Source organism: Qipengyuania triglochinis, from assembly GCF_054655615.1.
In genome coordinates, this window is sequence record NZ_BAAHND010000001.1 from 612,925 (window position 1) to 628,145 (window position 15,221).

The window sequence follows — 15,221 nt, forward strand, 5'->3', positions numbered from 1 at the left end:
TCAGGCCCCGCACTGCACCATTCCCTCGGCACGATAAAGAACGTTATCCGCGCCATCGCGGATGGCTAGGCGCCCGCGATAATCGATCGTTTCATGCCCGCTGGGCTTCCCGCGTTCATCTGCGAGTTCGAGAGTGAGTGAATAAGCGAGACCGTCGTATTTCTGGCGCGCGAGATAGGGCAACTCGCGGCTTCCCAAATCGGCGGCGAGCGCCTGCAGCTCACCATTCCGGATAAAATATGCTTTGTCCGGGTTTGCCAGCGCTACTGTTCCGATGCCGTTCCCATCGGGAGTAAAACTGCACCCCGCACCAAAGAGGTCATACTTCTCAATTTCAGGGTAGCGTATCGGGTCCAGCTCGAGTTTCTCGGGCGGAGGCTTCTGATTTGCCTCCACCTCGGCAACTGCCGCCTTCCTCGCAGCTTCCTTGTCTTCAGCGGATTGATCGCCGCAGGCAGTGAGGGCCAAGGGTGCAAGGGCTAATATCCAGCGCAATCAATGCCTCCCGAAGAGCTTTTCGACATCGTCCATGGATAGTTTAACCCATGTAGGCCGCCCATGGTTGCATTGACCCGAGCGCGGCGTGCGTTCCATTTCGCGCAGTAGCGCATTCATCTCGTCGACCCGCAAGGTTCGCCCTGCCCTCACCGAACCGTGGCAGGCCATCGTGGCCAGCACCAGATCGAGCTTTTCTCCAAGATGCAGCGCTTCGCCGTTCAAAGCGAGATCGTCGTCGATATCCCTCAGAAGCTTCTCGGGACTGGTTCGAGCGATGGCATGCGGAAGGCTCCGTACAAGCATAGCAGATGGACCAAAGCGCTCGATGGCAAGACCATGTTTGGCGAGGGCATCGGCCGCTTCTTCCAAGCGGTCGCAACTGGTTTCCTCCAATTCGACCACTTCGGGTATCAGGAGAGCCTGACTTCGCGCGACGGCTTCTTCCGCCCCCGCCGCCTTGAGCCGTTCGAGTACCAGACGCTCGTGCGCCGCATGCTGGTCTACGAGAACCAGGCCATCCGCCGCTTCGGCGACAATGTAGGTATTGGCCACTTGCCCGCGAGCGATGCCGAGGGGGTAATCCTTATTTTCTTCCACATCTTCCACAGCCACCTCGGCCCGGCCCTGAGGCGCGGCCATCACATCAGCCTCCGCGCCGCGCCAGTCTCGTGATGGCTCGGACACCCGGGACTGGGGCGCAGACCAGTCGCGGTTCTCGAAGATTGACCGGAGCGCAGGAGAAGGTTCCTCCCGCACCGGTTCTGCCTGCCAGCGCGACATCGCCGCGGCGTCGGGGGATTGGGCGCTGCGCTTGTCCCCCGTGGCCAGCGCATTGCGCAATCCGGACACGATGAAACCCCGCACCGCTTGCGAATCGCGGAAACGAACCTCGGTTTTGGCTGGATGGACATTAACGTCCACCTCTTCGGGTGGCAGGTCGAGAAACAGAGCGAGCACAGCATGCCTATCGCGCGCAAGCATGTCCGAATAAGCTCCCCGCACAGCGCCCGTAAGCAGGCGATCCTTCACCGGGCGCCCGTTCACGAACAGATACTGGTGATCTGCAATGCCGCGATTGTAGGTAGGTAGGCCTGCAATGCCTGTAAGCCGCATTGCTCCGCGATCGAGATCGATGGCAACGCCATTCTCCCGCAGTTCGCGTGCGATGACCTGAGCCACGCGGTTCGCCAGCCCTTCCCCGCCCTGAAGGCCAAGAATACGGCGGTCCCCATGATCGAGCGTGAGTGCCACATCGGGCCGCGCCATCGCCAGTCGCTTTACCACATCGAGGCAAGCTGCATATTCGCTGCGTGGCGTGCGCAGGAACTTGCGACGAGCGGGGATTTTTCCGAAAAGCTTTTCCACCCTCACCCGTGTCCCGGGTGGCAATGCGGCGGGGCCTTCTGCGACGATTTCGCCGTGATCGATAACCCGCTTCCAACCGTCGGCCGCACCCGCGGGCCGGCTTTCCAGAGTAAAACGCGACACGCTGGCAATGCTGGGAAGCGCTTCCCCTCGAAAGCCCAGTGTCTCCACCTGTTCGATCGCATCGTCGGGCAGTTTGGATGTCGCATGACGTTCCAGGGCAAGCGCCATCTGGTCTGGAGACATGCCGCAACCGTCATCGGTTACCTCCAAGCTGGTGAGGCCCCCTTCGACCAGTTTGACAGCGATACGCGACGCGCCCGCGTCGATCGCATTTTCGACCAATTCCTTGAGCGCGGATGACGGGCGTTCGACCACCTCGCCGGCTGCAATGCGGTTGACCAAAGTATCGGGAAGGCGACGAATTTCAGGCATTGTTGGACATAGTAGCGATGAAGCGCTGTGATTCCGAGACAAGAGGTTGGCGTATCCCCCGAACAGGCTAAGGAAATTTTTGGCTTTCCGCGCGTAATATCGCTAAGGCACCGCCACCGTTTCCTCCCGGGTCGAAGCGAGCGGCACCTGACAACCGCCGACCGAGACCGAAATCACACGGAATATCGAACAAAAATGGGCTTCTGGAACAACATCTTCAAATTCGGCGTGCAAAACATGGCTATCGATCTCGGTACCGCCAACACGCTGGTTTACGTGCAAGATCAGGGCATCGTCCTGAACGAGCCGAGCGTGGTCGCGCTCGAGTTCATCAACGGCCAGAAACGCGTGAAGGCCGTTGGTGACGATGCCAAGATGATGATGGGCAAGACGCCTGATTCCATCGAAGCCATCCGTCCGCTTCGTGATGGTGTGATTGCCGACCTCGACGTGGCCGAGGAGATGATCAAGCACTTCATCAAGAAGGTGAACGGCCGGCGCAGCATGATGCGCTATCCGGAAATCACCATTTGCGTGCCCTCGGGTTCGACATCGGTCGAACGCCGCGCAATCCGTGATGCGGCTTCCAACGCCGGGGCCAGCCAGGTTTACCTGATCCTCGAACCCATGGCCGCCGCAATCGGCGCCGACATGCCGGTAACCGAACCGGTCGGTTCGATGGTCGTCGACATCGGCGGTGGTACCACCGAAGTTGCTGTTCTTTCTCTACGCGGTCTTGCCTACACCACCTCTGTCCGCACCGGCGGTGACAAGATGGACGAAGCGATTGTCAGTTATGTGCGCCGACACCACAACCTGCTGATCGGCGACAGCACCGCTGAGCGTATCAAGAAGGATTACGGTGTGGCGCGCCAGCCCGAAGACGGTACTGGCGAACAGATCACCATCAAGGGACGCGATCTCGTGAACGGCGTGCCGAAAGAGATCACGATCAATCAGGGCCATATCGCGGAAGCATTGTCCGAACCTATCGGTGCAATCATCGAGGGCGTCCGCATCGCACTCGAAAACACTGCTCCGGAACTGGCGGCTGACATAGTGGATCAGGGCATCGTACTTACCGGCGGCGGCGCGCTCATTGGTGGCCTTGATGAATATCTTCGCGAAGAGACCGGCTTGCCCGTGACCATCGCGGAAGATCCATTGTCTTGCGTGGCCCTGGGTACCGGCCGCGCTATGGAAGATCCGGTTTATCGTGGCGTTTTGATGACCGCTTAAGGGGGAAGCGGCGATGGCGCCGAGCAATCAGCGGCGCTCCAGCTTTTCCAAGCGGGCGCAGTACAATCTATTCACCGGCTACATCGTAGCGGGCATCGGTGCCCTGATCGGTGCGGTGTTACTTGGCGTATCGTTCTTTCAGCCAACCCTCTTCGGAGGGCCTCGCGGGGTGGCGCAGGATGCCGCGTCGCCCGCGACGGAAACGGTGGCGGCTGCACGCACCGGTTCGAAGTCCCTGTGGGATTCGATCAGCGGGTATTACCGGGCCGGATCCAAGAATGCGGAGCTTAAGCGCGAAGTTGAACTGGCTCGTATTCGCCTGGAGGAAGCTGAAGCTCTGCGTCAAGAGAACGTAAGGCTGAAAGGCCTGCTCGATCTCCATGACGAAGAGCGTAAGCCGGTTGCCGTTGCGCGTCTGATCGGTTCCTCTTCTTCGAGCACTCGTCGCTTCGCATATCTTGGTGCCGGTTCGGATGATGGAGTTCGGGTCGGGATGCCGGTACGCAGCGCGCGCGGCGTGGTTGGACGGATCTTGGAAACTGGGAAACTGTCTTCTCGCGTTCTGCTGTTGACCGACAGCGAAAGCGTATTGCCGGTTCGCCGCGCAGGTGATGAAACCGTCGCCTTTGCGGAAGGCAGGGGTGACAGCATACTTCGGATCAAGCTGATCAATCTTGGCATCAATCCGCTGAAAAAGAATGACATGTTCGTAACCAGCGGGGCTGGCGGTTATTACGCGCCCGGCATCGCAGTCGCGATAGTCACGGAACTGACCGACGATGGCGGCCTCGCCCGTATTGTCAGCGACCCGGCTGCAGCCGATTATGTTTCCGTTGAAGAAATCTACGAGCCCGAAGCCGCGGTGGGCGCGCGTACACCGATCGAAGAAGAGCTTGGCGAATAATGGAGCGGATTGATCCGCGGGCGCGCAGCGATGCTTACGGAAGCCGGTTGAATCGATCCCATTCGGTCGTGGTCGCAAATCTCGTCCCGTGGCTGTCGATCATGATCGGCAGCATATTGCCAATCTTCTTCGTTGCAGCTGCGCTTCCAGTTGTCCCACCCCTCGGATTCCTCATGCTGCTCTCATGGCGCCTTATGCGTCCGGGATTGCTGCCTGTCTGGGCGGGGATACCTCTCGGCCTGTTTGACGATCTCTTCAACGGGCAACCTTTTGGCTTTGCGATACTGAGCTGGTCGCTTGTCATGCTTGCAATCGAAGCGCTCGAAATGCGGCTGCCTTGGCGTGCGTTTTGGCAGGATTGGTTAACAGCAGGTGTGTTAGGGCTGGTATATCTCTTGGCAGGCTGGTTACTGTCGGGAGCGTCGCCTACCCTTTACTCGCTGATTGCTATCGTGCCCCAACTCGTGATTACCATTCTACTCTTTCCCATAATGTCGCGCATTGTCGCCCGTCTGGATCTGTGGCGCCTTTGGCGCTGGAAGAGGGTTTGATGGGCCTGTTCGGTCGAAAAAAATACGGTAAGAAAAAGCGCGATCTGGTCAGCAAGACTACGCTCGATAACGCGTTCGACCGTCGGACCTTCGTGATCGGCGCCGGTATGGGTGGCATCGGCACCATCTTGGCCGGGCGGATGGGCTATATCGCGATCGCGGAAAATGAGCGGTGGGTCCTCGAATCGGAAAGCAACCGAGTTAATCTGTCGCTTATTCCGCCTCGCCGTGGCTGGATTCTCGATCGCAACGGGGCGCCGCTGGCATCCAACCGGGCGGACTTCCGTGTCGACGTAATACCGGACAGAATGTCCAACCCGTCTCGGACTCTGAGCGAACTGGGTTCGATCATCGGTCTGTCCGACAACAACCTTGCCGATGTCGGAAAGAAAATCGACGAGGCTCGCGGATTTCAGCCCGTCGAAGTCGCGACTGGCCTCGATTACGAGCAGTTCGCTGCCATAAGCGTACGCCTTCCCGATCTGCCGGGTGTAGTTCCGCAGCGTGGTTTCTCGCGCTTCTATCCTACCGGCCCGAGTGTTGGCCATCTTATCGGCTATGTCGGTCCCGCCTCCGCTGAAGACTACGAGGAAAATCCGGATCCTATCCTGATCACCCCCGGGTACAAGATCGGCAAAGATGCTCTCGAGAAGGAATTCGAGAACGATCTGCAGGGCAAGCCCGGCGCGAGACGTGTGGAGGTCACGGCATCGGGACGCATTGTCCGCGATCTCGAAACCCGCGAAGACAAGCAGGGCGCGCCAGTCCGGCTGACCATCGATGGGCCGCTACAGGATTATGCCGCGCGGCGCATCGGGCTCGAAAGTGGATCGTGCGTAGTCATGGACGTGGAGAATGGCGACATTCTGTGCATGTCGTCCATGCCCAGCTTCGATCCCAACAGTTTTTCTGCCGGTATCGGCCGCGTCGAATATTCGATGCTGCGCGATGACGAGCGCGTCCCCTTGCGGAACAAGGTCCTTAAGGGTCTCTACCCGCCCGGCTCTACAGTGAAGCCCATGCACTGCATGGCCTTTCTCGATGCAGGCGTGAAACCCGAAGAGACCATTATCTGCGGTGGCGGTCGTCGTATCGGAAACCGTTTCTTCAACTGCTGGAGCAACCATGGCCAAGTCGACATGGCCAAAGCCATTTACCAGTCCTGCGATAGCTACTTCTATCATTTCGCGCAGCAGGTCGGTTTCGAACAGGTAGCCAAATGGGCGCATAAAATGGGACTCGGTGAAGAGTTCGATCTTCCCGTGACCAGCCAGTTTTACGGGACCGTTCCCGAACCGGCGTGGAAACAGAAAAAATATGATCAGGCCTGGCAGCCTTACGACACGGTCAACGCGTCGATCGGCCAAGGTTATTATCTCGTAAACCCGCTCCAACTCGCGGTCATGAGCGCGCGCCTTGCCACCGGTTACAAGGTTATGCCGCATCTCCGGATGGATCATCCGAGGACCGAATTCGAACATTTCGATTTCAGCTCGGACGAAATTAATTACGTTCGCAAAGCGATGAGCGACGTGGTCAATGGACCGGGCACTGCCGGTCGCGCTCGCCTGCCGATCGAAGACATTCAGATGGCCGGAAAAACGGGTACGGCGCAGGTTGTTTCGCTGAGTGTCTCGAACGGCAAGACAGGCCCTTGGAAATATCGCGATCACGGATTGTTCGTGTTCTTTGCGCCTTTTGACAAACCGAAATATGCAGGCGCTGTCGTGATCGAACATGGGGGCGGATCGGGTTCGGCCTATCCCATCGCGCGCGACGTGATGACGTTTTTGTTTGACCCCGAAAAAGGCATGGAAGCACTGCGTCCGCTCGAAGAGCAGTGGGGCGGAACGGCGCAGCAGCGGCTCGATCAGAAATATCGCGCCTATGCCGCCGCCGCCGGAGAGGTAGTCGAACCGGTGCCCCAGCGGACCGAGCAGATTTTCGATCAGGTCGACGCAGAAGCCCGCTTGGCACAGATGCGTTCGGAAGAACGTGCGCAGACATCAACCCCTTCCCGCAATGAAGGCTCACGGCCCCCGGCATCTTCAGACGAAGTGCCGAGCGGAGGAGATGAATGAGCGGAATAGTACCCGCGCCCGTTGCGCGGCAGCCATGGATGATGCTGTTTCCTCTCTTCGGGCTGATCGGCTTCGGGGCGCTGGTCCTTACCTCAGCTGCGGCCGGAAATTTCGACCGTTACGCAGAATCGCACCTCATCCGGTTCGCGATCTTCTTTGTAATGGCTGTCGTCATCTCCCGTTTTAATAAGCCGACGGTCAGCCTTCTGACCTATCCCGCTTATATCGCCATTCTCCTGCTGCTTATGGCAGTGGAAATCGTCGGCCAGGTCGGCGGTGGTAGTCAGCGCTGGCTGGAAGTCGGCCCCATCCGGATCCAACCCTCGGAGTTGATGAAACCGGCAGCAGTCATGGCTCTCGCTCATTATTACGGCGGTCTTCCAATCGGCATGGTTCCTACCTGGCGCGCCTTGATCCCTGCTGGAGCCATAGTCCTCCTTCCAATCGCCTTCGTACTTCTCCAACCGGATTTGGGTACATCGCTGGCGATCGGATTCGGCGGTTTCGTTGTGATGTTCCTCGCCGGTCTGCCATTGCGATGGTTTCTGATCGCAGGGGCCGCGGCGGTTGCCATGGCACCGGTGGCATTCTTCGTGGGCCTGCAACCGTACCAGCAAAAGCGCGTCTTGACGTTCCTCGATCCCGAGAACGATCCTTTGGGCGACGGCTATCAGATCACGCAATCGAAAATTGCGATCGGATCAGGCGGTCTCTTCGGCAAAGGCTTCAACGAAGGATCGCAGAGTCATCTCAACTATCTCCCCGAACCGCATACCGATTTCGTGTTCGCGACAATGGCAGAGGAATGGGGCTTCGCCGGTGGGATATTCGTTATCCTTTGCTTCGGCACGATCCTGTTCTGGGGTCTGAAGGTGGCCAAGGACGCGAATGACCGGTTTTCGAAGCTTCTCGCTGCCGGAATGACCGCGACCATATTCTTCTTCATCGCGATCAACCTTCTGATGGTGATGGGATTCGCTCCCGTGGTCGGCATCCCCCTTCCCTTCATCAGTCACGGCGGCAGTTCGATGATGACGAACATGATTTGCATCGGGGTGCTGATGATGATCCATCGCTGGAACAGGAAGGCCCCTCGTACCGGCCTGATCATCAGCTGATTGTGCCGATGAAGCGCCGCTTTTTATCCTCCACTGAAGAAATCTACGAAAAAAGCGATTAGGGCTTTTCTTGTGCGAAACAGCCGCTATATGAGCGCCTCCCCAGACAGGGGTCGCCTGCACCACCAGGTAAGACACGGAAAATCAGCCGTGAGAGTGGACGCATAGCTCAGTTGGTAGAGCAGCTGACTCTTAATCAGCGGGTCCTAGGTTCGAGCCCTAGTGCGTCCACCATTTCTCATAAATCTTGCATGCCCCATTGCGGTTACGAACACGCCTGAGACACATCGTCACATTGATTGTGATGTTCGATTGTTAGTCACATTGTGATGTGATATCGGAGTTCAGCATGAACACGATCGAAAAAGTTCGCACGATTATCGGCAATGGACTGATGACTCGTACAGGCCTCGCCCGGGGCGCAGGGCTGCATGCTAACACGCTCCGCGATTGCACCGACGAAGGATGGAATCCGACCAGCGAAACGCTCGGAAAACTCGAGCGCTTTCTCGAGGCGAATGACGAAACCCCGGTGATTGTTGGTGCCGAAGAGATTATCGACGAAGCACGCAACGGGCGGATGTTCATTCTTGTCGACGACGAAGATCGTGAGAATGAAGGCGATCTCGTAATCCCGGCACAAATGGCCACCCCCAATGCGATCAACTTCATGGCTACGCATGGCCGCGGCCTCATATGCCTCTCGCTCGACAGCAAACGAGTCGAGGCGCTTGGTCTCCAGCCCATGAGCCGTGACAACCGCGAGAGCATGCAGACCGCGTTTACTACGTCGATAGAGGCGAAAACGGGCGTCACGACGGGTATCAGCGCCGCGGACCGCTCACGCACCGTTTCGGTGGCAATCGATCCGACCAAAGGACCGGACGATATCGTTTCGCCGGGTCACGTCTTCCCGCTCACTGCCCGTGATGGCGGCGTTCTCGTGCGCGCTGGCCATACGGAGGCAGCGGTCGATATTTCACGCTTGGCGGGCCTGAACCCGTCCGGGGTGATCTGCGAGATCATGAAGGATGATGGCACGATGGCGCGGCTCGATGATCTCGTCAGCTTTGCCCGCAAGCACGATATGAAAATCGGCACCATCCGCGATCTGATCGAATATCGCATGCGTTACGATCATCTGGTCGAGCGTACCGGAGAAGAATCCTTCCAATCCGATTACGGCGGAACGTGGCGCATGCTGACTTATCGCAACAAGCTTGATGGCAGCGAAAGCTATGCCTTGCAGAAGGGCGAAGTTGTCGAAGGGAAACCCACCCTCACCCGCGTTCATCCGATTTCCGTATTCGATGACGTGCTGGGGAAGCCCGGGCCCCGCAAGAGAACCTTGCAGAGAGCGATGCAGGTCATGGGCGAACATGGGTCGGGCGTGATCGTCGTCATCGCTGGCCAGCCTGCTTCTGGTTACAGCCAGGGCGAGGCAGAAAGAAACGTCGGCATTGGATCGCAAATTCTCGCCGATCTTGGCGTGGAGGACATGATCCTGCTGAGCAATTCTCAACCCAATGTCGTCGCGATTGCAGGCTATGGCCTCGAGATCGTCGACCATTTGTGCATCCCGGAGTAACCAACATGGCGAATTTTCTCATCGTGGAAGCGCGCTTCTACGACGATTTCAACGATATGCTGATTGCCGGCGCACAGTCTGCGCTTGAGGCAGAAGGGCATACGGTCGAAATTCTTACCGTACCGGGCGCTCTGGAAATACCGGGCGCCATCGCTCTTGCTGCCGAAACGGGCCGATACGATGGCTTCGTGGCCATTGGCGTCGTCATCCGCGGCGAAACATATCATTTTGAAATCGTAGCTGGAGAAAGCGCGCGCGCTATCATGGCTCTGACGATGGATGGCATCGCGATCGGCAACGGTATTCTCACCGTCGAGAATTCCGATCAGGCTCTCGTGCGGGCAGATCCAAAGCAGAAGAACAAGGGGGGCGAAGCAGCAAAGGCCGCCCTCGCCCTCCTCGATTTGCAGATCAGGTTTCGCGCCTAGGCCCGAACAAAACGGCGAGCCGGTGTCCCGGCTCTCCTCTTTTCTTTAAATCGGCTTTTAAATTCCGATCGAACCGAAACACTCGCGCCCGGCGTAGAAGGCGCTGTCGCCCAGCTCTTCCTCGATACGGATGAGCTGGTTGTATTTTGCGAGCCTGTCCGAGCGTGCGAGGCTACCCGTCTTGATCTGTCCGCAGTTGGTCGCAACCGCGAGATCGGCAATCGTGGCATCTTCCGTTTCCCCGGAGCGGTGCGACATCACCGCGGTGTAACGAGCGCGATTGGCGATGCTGACTGCATCCAGCGTTTCGCTCAGCGTCCCGATCTGGTTGACCTTTACGAGAAGCGAATTGGCGAGACCCTGTTCGATGCCGTCACGCAAACGGTCGGGATTGGTGACGAATAGATCATCTCCGACAAGCTGAATCGTATTGCCGATCCGGTCGGTCAGCGCTTTCCAGCCTTCGAAATCGTCTTCTGCCATGCCATCTTCAATGGAGCGGATCGGATAATCGCGGCACAGCTTATCGAGATATTCGGCCATACCGGGACCGTCCAGCGACAGGCCTTCGCCCGAAATTTCGTACTTCCCGTCGCGGAAGAACTCGGTCGACGCGCAGTCGAGAGCCAGGACAACATCGTCACCAGGTGTGAAGCCAGCCTGTTCGACTGAATTCATGATGAAATCGAGCGCATCGCGGGTGCCGTTGAGATTGGGAGCAAAACCGCCTTCATCGCCAACCGAGGTGGCAAGACCCTTTTCGCCAAGTTTCTTCTTCAAGGTGTGGAAAATCTCCGCACCCCAGCGGACGGCTTCGGCCAGGCTGTCTGCTCCGACCGGCATGATCATGAATTCCTGAATGTCGATCGGATTGTCTGCGTGTTCGCCGCCATTGATGATATTCATCATCGGTACCGGCAGCACATGAGCCGAAACACCGCCAATATAGCTATAGAGCGGTAAACCACGCGCATTCGCCGCCGCCTTGGCCGTTGCCATGCTGACGCCGAGGATGCCATTCGCGCCCAAGCGGCCTTTGTTCGGGGTATCGTCCAGAGCGATCATGGAAAGATCAATGTCTCGCTGGTCTTCGGCATCAAAATTACCAACCAGAAGGTCCCGGATCTCCGTGTTCACGGCGTCCACCGCTTTCGAAACGCCCTTGCCAAGGTAACGACCCTTGTCTCCGTCTCGCAGCTCGACAGCCTCGTGCTTTCCGGTGGAGGCGCCGGACGGTACTGCCGCCCGTCCGAAGCTGCCATCTTCCAGCAGCACGTCGACTTCGACGGTAGGGTTGCCTCGGCTGTCGAGAATTTCGCGGGCATGGATGTCGATGATGGCCGTCATTTCGGAACTGTCTCCGCTATCAGCTGTTGCAATACTATAAGACACCCCCACAGTGGGGATAATCGAGAAGCGCTCTATGCGGCGGAACACACCCGCGCAAGCTGCGTTGCAATGCCGAAGGCCGGGTTACCGAATTGCCCGGAAGATGAATACGAATTGAGGGAAGGCGGAAAATACATGGCCGACACAACCGCAGGCGGAACACCGAAAAAACGGACCGCAACTACTAAGAAAACTACCACCGCTAAGAAGCCGCGCAAGACAGTGGCGAAAACCGGTGTAGCCAAGGAGACTACCCCCGTGACCAATACTGCTACGACCAGCAAACCCGAAACCGCGACAACGAATGCCCATCGCACCGAAGCGAAGAGCCGTTTCAATGCCGCTTTGGAAGAGGCCAAGGCTGGAGCCGCTGCGCTTAAGGCCGAAGGCAAGGAACGCGCTGCAGCCTATCGTGGTCAGGCCAAAGGCAAGGGTGACGATTGGGTGGCAGAAGCGAAGACCTATGGGACCGACGCCAAGGTGAAAAGCAAGGAACTGGCTACTGAAGGTAAGGTCAAGACCAGTGAAGGCCTTCGCTCGCTCAGCCGCTCGATCAGCGAAAACGCCTATCAGGTTGATGAGAAGCTGGGCGCCAAATACGGTGATTATGCACGCAGCGCCTCCACCGCCCTCAATGATTACGCCGCTAAGCTCGATGGAAAGAGCGTAGATGATCTCGTGGAAGATGGACGCACCTTTGTTCGCAAGAGCCCGGGCACCGCTGTCGGCATCGCAGCCGTCGCTGGCTTTATGCTCTCACGCCTGTTTCGTCGCTGATAGCCTCAGAACCAGGGGGCGGAATGCTAGAACAGAACCATAAAGAACGAGCGGGCCCAGAGGGTCCGCTCGACGTTCCTGGAGAATATCCTTCTGACACGGAGAATGATGGCGGCACTGCAGATCGCCCTTCTCTGGCAGATGACTTACTGGCTCTTTTCGAAGACGGTAAGACCTATGCCGAAGCCGAGATGGCTTATCAGAAGAGCCGAGCTGGCTACACGGCAAACCGGCTAAAGGGCGCACTCGCTCTGGGTTTCGGTGCATTCGGAGTTCTGCACCTGGCCCTAATCGCCCTGACCGTAGGCGTGGTGATCGCACTCACTCCGTTGGTTGGCCCGTGGATAGCCACCGCGATCGTTACCGTCGCTCTCATCGTCATCGGTATAATTTTATTGAAGATGCTCAAAGCTCGGATCGACGATATTCGAGCTGCTTTCTCGGATGACAGCCATGACTGACCGCAAAGCACGAATGCTAGAAGACAAATATTTGCGCGATTCCGCGCGAGCCCTGGTCAATGCGGACATCGAACACCTGAAGGCAGACCTTGCCCATAAAGGTGTCGGCGAGCGTGTGCTTGATCGGGCCAAGGAAGGTGCCATCGACCTCTATGAAGACGCTGTCGAAATGGCAGACGATAATAAGGGCGCCCTGGCCGCTCTTGTCGCTGCGGTGATTGTCTGGTTTGCGCGTCACCCGATAATGTCGGCCTTCGGATTCGACAATTCCGAAGACGAGGACGAGGATGAAGAGTGGGATCTTCGTGACAAACTGGCGGAACACTTAAGTCGTTAGGTTCGTTGGTTAGGCGAACACATATTTATGAGGACCTTTGACTATGGCCGACACCGCCGAAAACAACATCACCCCAATTAGCGCTGACAGCAAACTGACCGATCAGGAAAAGCGCGACCAGCTTCGCGCGCGGATTGAAGCTGGTGAGAAGCGCCAGGAGGAACGCAGTTTTCTTGATCAGGCCAAGGACGTTGCTGACAGCGCGGTTGATTTCGCAAAACGCCATCCGGTCGCGACTGTTGCAGGTGCAATTGCCGTCGGCTTGGCGGTAGGCGCAATGACACGCCGTGGACGTGAACTTGGTCGCCGCGGGGGATCTCTGGCATCTTATGCAACAGACGCAGCCATCGCATATGGCCTATCCATGATCGAAGGGGCTGGCGACAAGTTCGAAGACTTTGGCGATGCGGCCGAAACCCAGGCGCGCCGTCTCAAGCGTGATGCTGGATACAGGTTGGACTCAATGGGCGATTCCATTCGTTCGAGTGGCCGTCGGGCAAGCCGCAAGTCGAAACGTGGGTATCGTGACCTTCGCGCGCGTCTGAGCAACTAACCAAATCTCAACCAAAACAGCTTAGCGGCGTGATGGGCTTGCCTGTCGCGCCGCTTTCTTTATTGGCGTGGCCGATTTCCTCCCGAACTCGAATGAGCGAAAGTATACCGATCATGGAAGAAAAAGAGAGCAAGCAGACCCTTTATCTGGTGATGGGCGGTCGTGTTACCGATCCCCGCAGCGTCACCTTCTCCGATCCGGAAAGCATTCATGTTGCCGGGGTCTATTCGACATACGAGAATGCTGAAGCAGCATGGCGGGGCAACGCCCAGCGAACCGTAGACGATGCCGAAATGAAATACGTCATCGTTCACCTGCACAAATTGCTAGACCCGGAAGCATAAGGACCGGACCCGATGGCCTATTCGATCCGCTCATTCGAGGAAGGCGATGCCGAGGCACTTGCCCTGCTCGGCCGTGCTGCGATCGGTGCCATCGGACCGGACGCTTACAGCGAAGAACAGGTCGATGCGTGGCTTTCCAACCTGGCAGGGCCGGAAGTCTATCAGGCGCAAGCGGATGCCGGCACACAGATATTCATCGCGACCGACGAAGAGGACGAGCCGGTTGCCTATGCGATGCTCGAGCCTAGCGGCCATCTTGACCACCTCTATTGCCATCCGGACCATACTGAGGAAGGCATTGCCTCCAGCCTGCTGGAGACTGCGGCGCTTTATGCCAAGTATCACGGCATCACCCACCTCTTTACCGAGGCGAGCGAGGTAGCAAAGCCAGCATTCGAAAGCGCCGGCTATACCGCGATGAAAAAACGAACCTTCGAAATCGAAGGCGTCGAAATTACCAACTGGGCGATGGTTAGAACGATCGAGCCCGGCGCCGACTCCAAGTCAGCCTGATCACGCAAAGGGCCGCCCCTAAAAAGAGCGGCCCGTAGCTTGGCTGAAAAATGACTCTCCCTTTTTAGGGGAAGAACCACTTTCTCAGATAAATTCGATTTTCTCAACCAGGTAGAACTTGTCGCCGCTGGGCACAGTGACCTCGATTTCGTCGTCGACCTGCTTGCCGATGAGCGCCCGAGCGATAGGCGAAGTGTAACTGATCCGGCCGCTACCCGCATCGGCTTCGGTCTGACCCACGATCTGGTACTTGATCGGCTTGTCGTTCTCATCGAGGAGCGTGACGGTAGCCCCGAAAATGACCTTGTCGCCGGACAGGGTCGTGGGGTCGATGATCTGGGCACGACTGATCTTGTCTTCCAGATCGCCAATCATAGCCTCTACCTGGCCCTGGCGTTCCTTGGCAGCGTGATATTCGGCGTTTTCCGAAAGATCTCCGTGCGCGCGCGCTTCCTCGATCGCATCGACGATCTTCGGGCGTTCCGCACGCAAGGCCTTCAGGTCTGCGGTGAGCTTCTCGTAGCCCTCTGCCAGCATCGGCACTTTTTCCATGGAACCCCTATTCCTTCCTGCATTTCCACCCCTTCCCGGACAATTCGGAACCGTCCCGCAACCATACGGGCAACCGATCTATCCGAAT

Annotated in this window: 17 protein-coding genes and 1 tRNA gene; 14 read left to right on the plus strand and 4 right to left on the minus strand. The window is 57.7% G+C overall.

What is annotated here, in order from left to right; translation table 11 throughout:
• Together ACYQ0G_RS03100 and mutL are read right to left on the minus strand one after the other, a co-directional pair.
• Positions 1-495: a hypothetical protein gene (locus tag ACYQ0G_RS03100; RefSeq protein ID WP_460099183.1), complete on the minus strand. Its 495-nt coding sequence runs from the start codon at positions 493-495 to the stop codon at positions 1-3.
• Positions 496-2,298: a DNA mismatch repair endonuclease MutL gene (mutL, locus tag ACYQ0G_RS03105; RefSeq protein WP_460099186.1), complete on the minus strand. Its 1,803-nt coding sequence runs from the start codon at positions 2,296-2,298 to the stop codon at positions 496-498.
• Positions 2,299-2,493: 195 nt separating this feature from the next.
• Here mutL and ACYQ0G_RS03110 point away from each other — a divergent pair, with 195 nt between their 5' ends.
• The 8 genes from ACYQ0G_RS03110 (at position 2,494) to ribH (ending at position 10,207) form a co-directional block, all read left to right on the plus strand.
• Positions 2,494-3,537, plus strand: a complete 1,044-nt coding sequence (locus ACYQ0G_RS03110) for a rod shape-determining protein (protein ID WP_221541503.1) — start codon at positions 2,494-2,496, stop codon at positions 3,535-3,537.
• Positions 3,538-3,550: 13 nt separating this feature from the next.
• On the plus strand, positions 3,551-4,441 hold the full coding sequence (locus ACYQ0G_RS03115; RefSeq protein WP_460099189.1) for a rod shape-determining protein MreC: 891 nt from the start codon (positions 3,551-3,553) through the stop codon (positions 4,439-4,441).
• Entirely contained in the window at positions 4,441-4,992 is a 552-nt protein-coding gene (locus ACYQ0G_RS03120) for a rod shape-determining protein MreD (protein ID WP_460099192.1), read from the plus strand. The genes ACYQ0G_RS03115 and ACYQ0G_RS03120 overlap by 1 nt, the downstream gene beginning before the upstream one ends.
• Positions 4,992-7,073 (plus strand): penicillin-binding protein 2, encoded by a 2,082-nt coding sequence (mrdA, locus tag ACYQ0G_RS03125; RefSeq protein WP_460099194.1) that lies wholly within the window; start codon positions 4,992-4,994, stop codon positions 7,071-7,073. Before ACYQ0G_RS03120 ends, mrdA begins: the two co-directional genes overlap by 1 nt.
• Positions 7,070-8,191 carry a rod shape-determining protein RodA gene (gene rodA / locus ACYQ0G_RS03130; RefSeq protein ID WP_460099197.1) on the plus strand — a complete coding sequence of 374 codons (1,122 nt, stop codon included), beginning with the start codon at positions 7,070-7,072 and terminating at the stop codon, positions 8,189-8,191. Before mrdA ends, rodA begins: the two co-directional genes overlap by 4 nt.
• 158 nt (positions 8,192-8,349) lie before the next feature.
• Positions 8,350-8,425, plus strand: a tRNA-Lys gene (locus ACYQ0G_RS03135).
• Between the two features lie 115 nt (positions 8,426-8,540).
• Entirely contained in the window at positions 8,541-9,779 is a 1,239-nt protein-coding gene (ribB, locus tag ACYQ0G_RS03140; protein ID WP_460099199.1) for a 3,4-dihydroxy-2-butanone-4-phosphate synthase, read from the plus strand.
• A 5-nt stretch (positions 9,780-9,784) separates the two neighbouring features.
• Entirely contained in the window at positions 9,785-10,207 is a 423-nt protein-coding gene (ribH, locus tag ACYQ0G_RS03145) for a 6,7-dimethyl-8-ribityllumazine synthase (protein ID WP_460099202.1), read from the plus strand.
• 57 nt (positions 10,208-10,264) lie between these two features.
• On the opposite strand, the gene eno is transcribed toward ribH, so the two are convergent.
• Positions 10,265-11,554 (minus strand): phosphopyruvate hydratase, encoded by a 1,290-nt coding sequence (eno, locus tag ACYQ0G_RS03150; protein WP_460099205.1) that lies wholly within the window; start codon positions 11,552-11,554, stop codon positions 10,265-10,267.
• 177 nt (positions 11,555-11,731) lie between these two features.
• Here eno and ACYQ0G_RS03155 point away from each other — a divergent pair, with 177 nt between their 5' ends.
• The 6 genes from ACYQ0G_RS03155 (at position 11,732) to ACYQ0G_RS03180 (ending at position 14,581) form a co-directional block, all read left to right on the plus strand.
• A complete protein-coding gene (locus tag ACYQ0G_RS03155; RefSeq protein ID WP_460099208.1) occupies positions 11,732-12,373 on the plus strand; it encodes a hypothetical protein in 642 nt (213 codons plus the stop codon).
• 23 nt (positions 12,374-12,396) lie between these two features.
• Positions 12,397-12,834, plus strand: coding sequence for a phage holin family protein (locus ACYQ0G_RS03160; RefSeq protein WP_460099210.1), 438 nt, complete (start codon positions 12,397-12,399; stop codon positions 12,832-12,834).
• Positions 12,827-13,171, plus strand: a complete 345-nt coding sequence (locus ACYQ0G_RS03165) for a hypothetical protein (RefSeq protein ID WP_460099213.1) — start codon at positions 12,827-12,829, stop codon at positions 13,169-13,171. The genes ACYQ0G_RS03160 and ACYQ0G_RS03165 overlap by 8 nt, the downstream gene beginning before the upstream one ends.
• Positions 13,172-13,214: 43 nt before the next feature.
• Complete coding sequence (locus tag ACYQ0G_RS03170; protein WP_460099216.1) at positions 13,215-13,724, plus strand: hypothetical protein; 510 nt, start codon at positions 13,215-13,217, stop codon at positions 13,722-13,724.
• Between the two features lie 92 nt (positions 13,725-13,816).
• Positions 13,817-14,068, plus strand: a complete 252-nt coding sequence (locus tag ACYQ0G_RS03175; RefSeq protein ID WP_460099219.1) for a DUF4170 domain-containing protein — start codon at positions 13,817-13,819, stop codon at positions 14,066-14,068.
• Positions 14,069-14,080: 12 nt separating this feature from the next.
• Positions 14,081-14,581: a GNAT family N-acetyltransferase gene (locus tag ACYQ0G_RS03180; RefSeq protein WP_460099222.1), complete on the plus strand. Its 501-nt coding sequence runs from the start codon at positions 14,081-14,083 to the stop codon at positions 14,579-14,581.
• Between the two features lie 84 nt (positions 14,582-14,665).
• Here the strand turns inward: ACYQ0G_RS03180 and greA are convergent, their stop codons facing one another.
• Positions 14,666-15,133, minus strand: coding sequence for a transcription elongation factor GreA (gene greA / locus ACYQ0G_RS03185; protein ID WP_460099225.1), 468 nt, complete (start codon positions 15,131-15,133; stop codon positions 14,666-14,668).
• Positions 15,134-15,221: the final 88 nt, after the last annotated feature.